Origin of the sequence: Thioalkalivibrio sp. ALE23, from assembly GCF_000378545.1 — a bacterium.
Lineage (GTDB): Bacteria > Pseudomonadota > Gammaproteobacteria > Ectothiorhodospirales > Ectothiorhodospiraceae > Thioalkalivibrio.
Window position 1 is genome coordinate 1 of sequence record NZ_KB900050.1, and the last position, 8,692, is coordinate 8,692.

Sequence of the window (8,692 nt, forward strand, 5' to 3'; positions counted from 1 at the left end):
AGGGTCAATATGCCATTTCTCGCCGTGGTGTCGATTTTTCCGGCAAGCTGCCATCCATTCCATCGCATGACGACGTTCCTAACCCTTCCCGGCTCGCAGGGCAAACCTGGCAGAGGGCACCTAGTACGCGCTATCACCCCACTTGTTTTCATCGACCCCCACATTACCCCAGGGCACCCCGGCAATACCGATCATGTCGCGCACATTCCAAATGACTCTTTCCATGGAAATCCTTGAGCCACGGTTTATCGCTTCCTCAACAGCGACTGCACGACGAAGGAGATCCGTATGATGCTCAGTGTTGATTGCGCACACCCGACCCGGCAAGCCGTTATCGATTTGATCGAATTGGCAACGCACAGCTTCTCGTAGGTAAAACTCCAGCGCAGTAGCGCATTGACCCCTGGCGTGCCAATTTGCCCCTTTTTGAGCGCACTCAATCAGCCGGTCATTGATATGTTGAACGGTGATGCCGTCGAGAAAATCAAGTGGCTTGGAGCGATTTGTGTGCTCAAGTTCTATGGCAGATTGCAATATATAGGCAAGACCAACACCTTCCTTTCTTAGTCGGTCAAGCTCTTTGTAAGCATTTTCAGAGTGATCTTCTTCGCGAACAATTCGGAATAAATTAACTGTGTAGTTGGCGACTGACCCAGCCTCACCCGAGATTGAAGAAGGGTTGTCCGTATTAAATGCCCGACCAGAGACAAGGACCACAATCAATCCGATCAGGATCCCCAAAGCTAAAGAGTTCAGTTTTTTTGGTGAATTATTAGTAAGTAGCATTAGAAACACCAACCCCGGCATATAGGACAAAGAAACAATATTTTAGCTCGGACCGCACCCCGAACGGGAGAACGCCCCGGTGGGCATGAACCATTCATCCGGTTCCGAACGAACCGGCAGCGTGTATTCGGTCCGAAGGGCCTGGTCGAGTGCTTCGGTGTCCTGAATGGACAGGGGCTCCGCCTGCCGGGAAACATCCTTGATCGGGATGCGACTGCGGTGAATCGTGGTCCCGAAGCGATCCTCATAGGCGGCGATGTCGTCCAGACTACCGGGGAAGTGTTCGCGCAGCGTGGCCCAGATGGTCGGGTCGTTGAAGATGCACTTCATGCAGGACGAGCGGCCCCATCCCAGCCGGTACGGTACGGGCGGCAGCACCCCATGGCGCTTTAGCGCGTCCCAGACCTGTTCCTCCGACCAGTGCAGAACGGGTCGCCATGCGTCCACATGCCGCGCCTTGCGTCCGGATCGGCGGTCGCAGGCATGGGGCTCCAGCTGGTTGTACTTCGCCCGGTTGGTGCTTTCCTCGCGGCGCTCCCCGGTCACGAACAGTACCCGCTTGCCGTCGAAGCGCGACTGGTTGTTCAGGGCGCGGCGGCCCACGTCGATCTTGAGCGCTGAACTGCACCAGCGGGTTTGCAGGCTGGCGGACACCTGGGGGAACTTCAGGCGAGTGCCCGGTTTCGCGCGACGGGTATCCCGATCCAGCGTCACCAGGCCCTCGGGCGTCTCGATCTTATGCGGGCGACCGTAGCTGTTCTCCTTGAGCATTTCGCCCTCGAAGCCCCCTTCCAGCCAGGAGAAGTACAGCGGGAGATCGAAAGCATCCGCCAGCTTGCGGTTGTAGTCCGCCATGAACGGCCAGTCCATCAGCGTTGAGCCCTCGCGGCCGTCCACGTCGTGGTGCCACAACTCGACCGATCCGGGATCCACGCCCTCGTCCAGCAGGTGGGCCAGGCTGGCGATGGAATCCTTGCCGCCGGACATGCACAGCACGACCCGGTCGTACTGGTCGAGGTCCACGCTGGGGGCCGAGAAATACACGCCGTCCTCGGAGGGCGACCGCGAGGATTCGCGCAGATCCACGCCCAGCGAATCGCCCAGGCCGGGAATCACCATCTGGTCGTCGTATTGATCGGACATGGTATTTGCCTTTTTTCCGGCTGCGGGCCGGAATCCGCCGCCCGCCAGGTTCGTGGACGGTTGGTTTCGATTCAGGAACCAGACTACCAGGCGCCGCCGGTTTGTCGATTTTCCGACCGCGTAAAACCCGGCGAGGATTAACCTTCCTCCAGCGAAACGTCCGGGACGACCCCTTCGACCTGGTTCCGGCTGGACAGCCAGCGTGACGGCGAGAATACCTGGAGGTCATGCAGCCGTGGCCAGAGGTCTTCGACCTCACGCTCCGCCTGCTCCAGAAACAGTGTGCGTGTCGCCTCGTTGTACGCCTCGATGATGGGCTTCACCGCGCGCACGTTGTCCCGACGAAACGCCAGCGCCCGCGTCAGGGCCTGAGAACGGTCCGCCCCGGAGCCGTCGGGTCGATACGGGAACCGGCGAACGTGCTGGCAACCCGTCTCGACTGAACGGTGGAGAACCTGGAACAGTGGCTTTCCCCGGTGGTACAGATGCGTGATCCGGGCATAGCCGGTATTCGTCCGGGACCGTTCATCATTCATCGTGGGGACCAACAGGCTGATCGCCTTCGCGGAAAACGGCCGCTCGACATACAGTTCGTTTCGGACGGTCAGTGCCTTGCGCAGCGCATCCGTCCCGGTGCCCGGCACCCAGCGGGTGAGCCGTTTGCGGGTGACCGGATGCCATCGAGTCACCAGGAAACCTTCATCCGTCGGGGAGACCGAGAAAAAGGGTCCGTAATTCATGCTCGCTCCTTCCGTGATCGCGGGGAGGCCTGCCGCCTCCCCGGTGTATTCCGTTACGCCGCCGCTGCGTCGGCGAAAAGATCCAGCGTTTCGCCCTGCTTCGGTGGGCGAGTACCAATGATCGGATCGACCGATCCCGCGTCGAAGGCTTCGGCATCCTCCGTTTCCAGGGCGAGCGCCGCCGCATCGTCCTCCACCGTCTCGGTCTCCGGCAGCGGTTCATCATCGGCATCGATGACAGCCGGTTCCGCCGTTGGGGCCAACGCCTCCGGCGTCACGATGGGGCCGTTTTCCGCCAGCCATTCGCTGAAGGTCATTTCGGGCTCGGCCTCCACCGCATCGGCGTTCTCGGCGCGCGAGGCGGACTGTTCCGACAGTTCGGCCTCGATCTCCTGAATCCGGTGGGCGACCCGATCCAGGTCTTCCCGCGTCACCTTCGGTTCCCGGTTCAGCACGTCCCGAGCGCCCGCCATTTCGTCGTGGAAGGCCTGCCACTTCCGCTCAATGCGGGGTTCGATGTTCGAGCGCAGGTCATGGACGATATTGGACAGGCGGCGGACCAGCCCCGTGGGGCTGATGCGCTCCCCCTTCTTGTAACCGGTGACATCGGACGCGCCCTGGCCGCGCAGCCAGAACTCCGGCTGATCGCCGGGGGACAGGTACAGTTCCAGATTCAGGCCATTGAGCTGACCCAGCAGGAACCCGCGGCTACGCAGAACCTTTTTCGACTGGCTCAGCCCTTCGGACACCGCTTTCTCCAAGTGGGCGACGAAGGCCTTGCGATCCCCTTGGTGGGACACCGAGCCGCCATGAGGGGAAGCCAGCACGAGATCATCACCGTGGGTGTTCAGCGTATCCAGATCCTGCCGCATCAGGTATTCCATACGTTCCAGCGAGGCCCGGCGTTTCGCTTCTTCGCTCAACGTCGATTCGGCCTTGTGCCGGGCTCGCTTCTCGCCCCGCTCAACGCTCTTGAGGTTTTTGTATTCCTCGTGCTTCTCGAAGTGTTCGAGGATGAGCGGGTTGCCGGAGAGTTCGGCTTTCATCGCCGCAAAACCGCTTTCCGCCGCTTCCGTTTCCGCGTCACTGACGGTGCGATCGTTCACCGATCCCTTGCGAACCTGACCGATGAAGTGCGCCTTGGTTTCGAGGATCGCCCAGCGCATCGCATCCAGCGTCTTCATCGTCCCGTAACGGTACAGGGCCACGGCGAAATCCGGCTCGGACTCCCGCAGCGCGTTCCCGCGACGGATGATCCGACCGTCGCGCTGTTCCACATCGGACGGGCGGAATGGCGCATCGAGGTCGTGCTTGGCGACGAGGCGTTCCTGTACGTTCATGCCCTCGCCCATCTTCGCCGTCGTGCCGATCAGCACCCGGAGATCCCCGCAGCGCATCCGGCGGAACAGATCCTTTTTCTTCTTCGGCGTCGGGGCCTCGTGGATGAAGGCGATCTCGCGGCGCGGGATGCCCAGGGCCACCAGCTTTTCCCGGATGTCGCTGTACAGATCCATGTTCTCGTCGGCTTCGGCCTTCGGCGTGCCGCTGTCGAGAAAGATCAACTGCGTCCCGCGCACATGGTTCCAGTTCAGGTATTCATGGCAGACGTTGCGGCAGCACTCGTTGATCTTCGAGAAGGCATAATCGGGCGCGCTCGGCTCGATCATCCGGGGGTCGAGCGCGATTTTCCCGGCGTCCGAGAAGATTTTCAGGGCGTTGTCCTGCTTGGGGTCACTCGGCGGGTTGTCGGCCCGTTTCACGATGTCATCCATCATCCGCGACTGGGTGGCGCTGCGCTCGGCTTGGACCATGATCGGCTCACCCGTGCGGATTTCCGGCGTCGGCCACTCCTTCCCTTTCTCGGCATAGATCGCCTTCAGGTCCGGCGTATGGATCACGTCGGCATACCGGCGATACAGCCGCATGAGTTCGGGCAGGTTGTTGAACTCCCGGAACCGGGTCTTGAGCTTGTACTTGCCGCTGCTCGAAAGCTCGTAGGCCGAAGTCGGGGTGGCGAACAGGGACGCCCAGGCATCGAACTGGTCAATGCCCATCGCCTTCAGTTCGTCCATCGCCAGAAACCGCAGCACCGTGTACATTTCGGACACGCTGTTCGAGATCGGCGTACCCGACAGCAGGACCAAACCCCCTTGGCCTTCGGTTTCCTGCACCCACCGGCCCTTCAGGAGCAGGTCGAGCGAAGCCATCGAGCCATCCGGCTTGCCCAGACCGCCCACGTCCTGGTGGCCGGTGAAATAAAACAGGTTCTTGTAGGACTTGTGGTACTCGTCCACCACGATCGAATCGATGCCCATGGCATCCACCGTGACGGTCCGATCCTTCGGAGCCTTTTCGATCAGCGATTCGATGCGGTTGTTGATCCGCTTCTTGGCGCGTTCCATCGATCGCAGGGTGTCCCGCGAATCGTCCATTTGCTGGGCTTCCCGGATCGCTGCTTCGAGCGATTCCCGCATTTCGTCGAGGTGGCGCGTCTTCTCGTGCGCCGGCATTTCGATGAACTGGAAGGACGAGTGCGGAATGATGATGGCGTCCCAGTCGTTCAGGGCGATGCGCGAGAACAGGCGGGACCGCTTATTGCCGGCGAATTCGTCTTCCGAGGCCGCCAGCACGCGGGCATCCGGGAACGCCTTGCGGTATTCATCCGCCCACTGGCCGACGAGGTGGCCGGGGACCACGAAGCACGGCTTGTTGACCCGCCCCATGCGCTTGGCGAGGAAGGCCCCGGTGATCGCGGTCAGGGTCTTGCCAGCCCCCACCACATGGTCGATCAGCGCCGTGCCATCCTGCGCCACGCGCCAGGCAGCGTTGATCTGGTGGCGGTCGTAGACGAACGCCCGCGAGGAACCCGGCAGGGTTCCATCATCGTCCAGCAGGAACGTACCGTCGTACTGGGGCTCGACGAAGCAGTTGTAGTTCTCGTTGTAGATGGACTCCAGGCGTTCGCGGCGGTCGGCGTCGTCCATGATCCATTCGTCCCACGCCTCCCGAATCTCCCGCGCGCGGTTTTCGAGCTGACGGGTCAGGTCCATGTTCTGAACCCGCTTGCCTTCCCGATCCCGCTCAAAGACCGCCAGACGATGATGGTTGGAAAGGGCCTCGAAGATCCGGCAAAACGGCCAGTCCTCGGGGCCGCCCCAAACGGATTGATTCTTGGCATGGTTGAGTCGGGTCACCTTCGGAAAATGCCACTGCCCCGCCACATAGCGCGGGTCGTTCGGCGGCTCGGCGTCCACCATGTGCCGCATGAAGTCCGTCATCACGTCCGGCGGCAGCCAGGCCGCGCCCACCGGCACGGTAATGTCCGAGGCCGGAATCCACTCGGGCAGCACCGATTCGAGGGCTTCCACGTTCGCTTCAAAGATCGGCTGCGTTTCAGCCAGCGACTTCGCCTTCTCCAGCTTTTCGCGGACGTTGCCCGACAGGTAACGGTTCCGCGTCTCCCAGCGCGTGAAATACGCATCCGCCGGGAAGACCTGCCCCTTTAGAGCCTCCATGAGCGTGGCACTGTCGATGCGGCTGCGCTGCTCCATGTACGGAAAGTCCACACCGCCCTTGTACGTCAGGGAGTCCAGAAGTGCCGCCTCCGGGGTTTGCGGGCGCTGATGGTCCCGAGACGGATGGATGGTGCGGCGATGCAGGATGTCCGATTCGCGCCAGGAGGGATCGCGCGGCTCGTCGTCCTCCTTGGCCGCCTGCGCGGCCGTCAGGCCGGGGTCGTAGTCCAGTTCCAGACCCTGGATCAGCGCATAATCCGGGTCTTCGCGGTACACGCTGGCGTTGGCCCGGGCATGGATCGCCCCGAAGCGTTTGACGAATGCACGGTAGTTCTCGCGCAGTTCATCGCGCATGGACTCGATGCGGCTTTCCGGGGCGTCGGAGGATTCCGCATCCAGCAGATCGCGCAGACGGTCGCGCAGATCCCGCATGGCGTTCATCCGCTTCAGGCGAGCCCCCTTGATGCCCGGAACACGGCACCAACGCGCCTGATCGGCATGATCCGGCAGCCGCTGAACCACGTCGCCGGTTTCCCGATCCTGCGCGAACCCGAATACGGCGGCGGGCGCGTCGGGGACAATCGAGGGGTCCGCCTCGTCCTCGACCCCCTCCCCGGTCATCACCGGCTCAAGATCCTGTTCGATGCGATGGGTCAGGCCGTCCAGCCAGCCCGGGGCCGCATCTTCGAGCGTGAAGGCGGGACGCATGTACTGGTTCGTCTTCACCTCCGGGGTGCCGATCAGGTGCCCCGGACGAAAATCGAAATAGCCGCAGATCGTGTCAGTGCCATCCTGGCCGTGGATCACGCAGCCATCCTTCTCCGACCATTCATCGGCGTTGTGTTCGACGCCGTTATCCGGGTCCACGCGCTGCAGGAACACCACGTCGGTAACCACCTCGGCCCCCGCCGAACGGAACACGTTGGTTGGCAGGCGGTACGCTGCGATCAGGCGCGTCCGGGCCCGGAGCCAGTCGAGCGCGGCGTTTTCTCCGTCCAGGGTGTACCGGGACACGACGAACGCGCCCAGACCGCCCGGACGCACCCGGCTCATGGCCTTGGCGATGGTGAAGGTATGGATCGGACCGGACGGCGTCTTGCCGGACAGGTCATCGACCGTATGCCGGTCATAGGGCGGGTTCCCGATCGCCATATCATACGAATCCGCCTGCAGCGGCGTGGACTCGAACGAGCGGTTGAGGACGTGGTGATCCGGGTACAGGTAACCGGCGATGCGCGCGCTCACCGGATCGAGTTCGATCCCGGTGAACGACATCGAGGCCGCCAGATCATCGGGGGCGTGTTCGATGAACGCGCCCGCCCCTACGGTCGGCTCCAGCACCTTGCCGCCCTCGAAACCGAGACGGCGCACGCCGTCGTACATCGCGCGGATCAGCTCGGGCGGCGTGAAGTACGCATCCAGCACCGATGCCCGCATGGCGTCGTACTCGTCGGGCGAGACCAGCTGGCGCAGTTCACGACGCACGCCTTCGTGCTCGTCCTTCGCGGGATCGAAGACCGCGGCATGGGCACCCCAGCCCCGGTAGGCCAGCAGATCGGCACGTTCGGCATCCGAGAGATCACGCGGGTTCGCATCCAGATCCGCCAGCAGACGCAGCGCAGTGAGATTCGCTTGGATCGACATAAGAATAGCTCCTTTCGGTGTCTTTGCGGCTAAGGGCCGAAACCTGTTTTTGCTCTATCCGGCAAGGATGAAAGCAACGGACTCCAGAATACCGAAAGAAAGAGGGTTGTCGATTTTTTAGAAAACGATTTTTAAGAGGGAAACCGGATTGCAGTGTTCTAAGAGAACAAGGAAAATGCTGGCTAGAGATCGAAGGGTTGACCGTCGGCCTTACCCTTGATGGCCTGTCGAGCCAGACGGTGAGCACAACGGATTTCGGCAACCTGGCGGTCGTTGCCGTGGAGGATGCGGACACGCCCCGCCAGTTGGCGAAGATTCGCCTGGGTCTTCTCCAGGTATGGAGATTGCCGGATTCGCCCTGGGATGGAACCGGGCTGGACGGCATTGACACCTCGGATACCGACTGAGGCGGACACGGAAGAAAGCAGGGATTGGTGATCGCCCCGGATGGTAATGGGTCGTTCCGTCTGGACAGCGAATGCCGTCGCCATCCAGACGCCCAGAAGCTCGGCTTCGATCGAACTGAGCTGGCGGTCGCCGGGGAACGCCTCCGGCCCCTCCAAGCGCCAGAAACTTCGTCGCTGATGTCCATCCACGACCACCAGGGCCGCGCTGATACGGCTGAAGTCCGGGGCCACGCTCCCATCGCTGTACAGGTGGACCGAGCCGCCGACCGGAACGCTGTCGGATGACTCGCGGCGCTGAACGGGTCGCCCGAGGTAATCCCGGGGGTCGTGGAATCGCAGGGTCATGTCGTCGCCTCCCGGTGCGTTCCCAGGGCCGCACGCAGATTGCCGATGGTTTCCCGGTCTTCCCCGAAGGTGGCGTTTTGCAGTTCCGGGTGGCGCGACAGGATCACATCCA

The 8,692-nt window shown here is 62.2% G+C and carries 5 protein-coding genes; all 5 read right to left on the reverse strand.

Annotated elements, in window-relative coordinates; genetic code table 11:
- Nucleotides 1-120 precede the first annotated feature (120 nt).
- The 5 genes from F573_RS15130 to F573_RS0113360 all read right to left on the reverse strand — a co-directional run bounded on the left by F573_RS15130 (nucleotide 121) and on the right by F573_RS0113360 (nucleotide 8,580).
- The gene (locus F573_RS15130; RefSeq protein ID WP_155986676.1) at nucleotides 121-786 is read right to left on the reverse strand and encodes a hypothetical protein; all 666 of its coding nucleotides are present in this window, start codon (nucleotides 784-786) and stop codon (nucleotides 121-123) included.
- 42 nt (nucleotides 787-828) lie between these two features.
- Complete coding sequence (locus F573_RS0113345) at nucleotides 829-1,929, reverse strand: phosphoadenosine phosphosulfate reductase family protein (RefSeq protein ID WP_019023005.1); 1,101 nt, start codon at nucleotides 1,927-1,929, stop codon at nucleotides 829-831.
- 137 nt (nucleotides 1,930-2,066) lie between these two features.
- Nucleotides 2,067-2,669, reverse strand: a complete 603-nt coding sequence (locus tag F573_RS15450) for a hypothetical protein (RefSeq protein ID WP_019023006.1) — start codon at nucleotides 2,667-2,669, stop codon at nucleotides 2,067-2,069.
- A gap of 53 nt (nucleotides 2,670-2,722) precedes the next feature.
- Nucleotides 2,723-7,828, reverse strand: coding sequence for a DEAD/DEAH box helicase family protein (locus tag F573_RS0113355; RefSeq protein WP_019023007.1), 5,106 nt, complete (start codon nucleotides 7,826-7,828; stop codon nucleotides 2,723-2,725).
- Between the two features lie 182 nt (nucleotides 7,829-8,010).
- Nucleotides 8,011-8,580, reverse strand: coding sequence for a hypothetical protein (locus tag F573_RS0113360; protein WP_019023008.1), 570 nt, complete (start codon nucleotides 8,578-8,580; stop codon nucleotides 8,011-8,013).
- Nucleotides 8,581-8,692: the final 112 nt, after the last annotated feature.

What these genes read in the sequence shown, in the direction of transcription:
- F573_RS15130 (WP_155986676.1), bottom strand. Translation starts at nt 786, where the DNA reads ATGCTACTTACTAATAATTCACCAAAAAAACTGAACTCTTTAGCTTTG.
- F573_RS0113345 (WP_019023005.1), bottom strand. Translation starts at nt 1,929, where the DNA reads ATGTCCGATCAATACGACGACCAGATGGTGATTCCCGGCCTGGGCGAT.
- F573_RS15450 (WP_019023006.1), bottom strand. Translation starts at nt 2,669, where the DNA reads ATGAATTACGGACCCTTTTTCTCGGTCTCCCCGACGGATGAAGGTTTC.
- F573_RS0113355 (WP_019023007.1), bottom strand. Translation starts at nt 7,828, where the DNA reads ATGTCGATCCAAGCGAATCTCACTGCGCTGCGTCTGCTGGCGGATCTG.
- F573_RS0113360 (WP_019023008.1), bottom strand. Translation starts at nt 8,580, where the DNA reads ATGACCCTGCGATTCCACGACCCCCGGGATTACCTCGGGCGACCCGTT.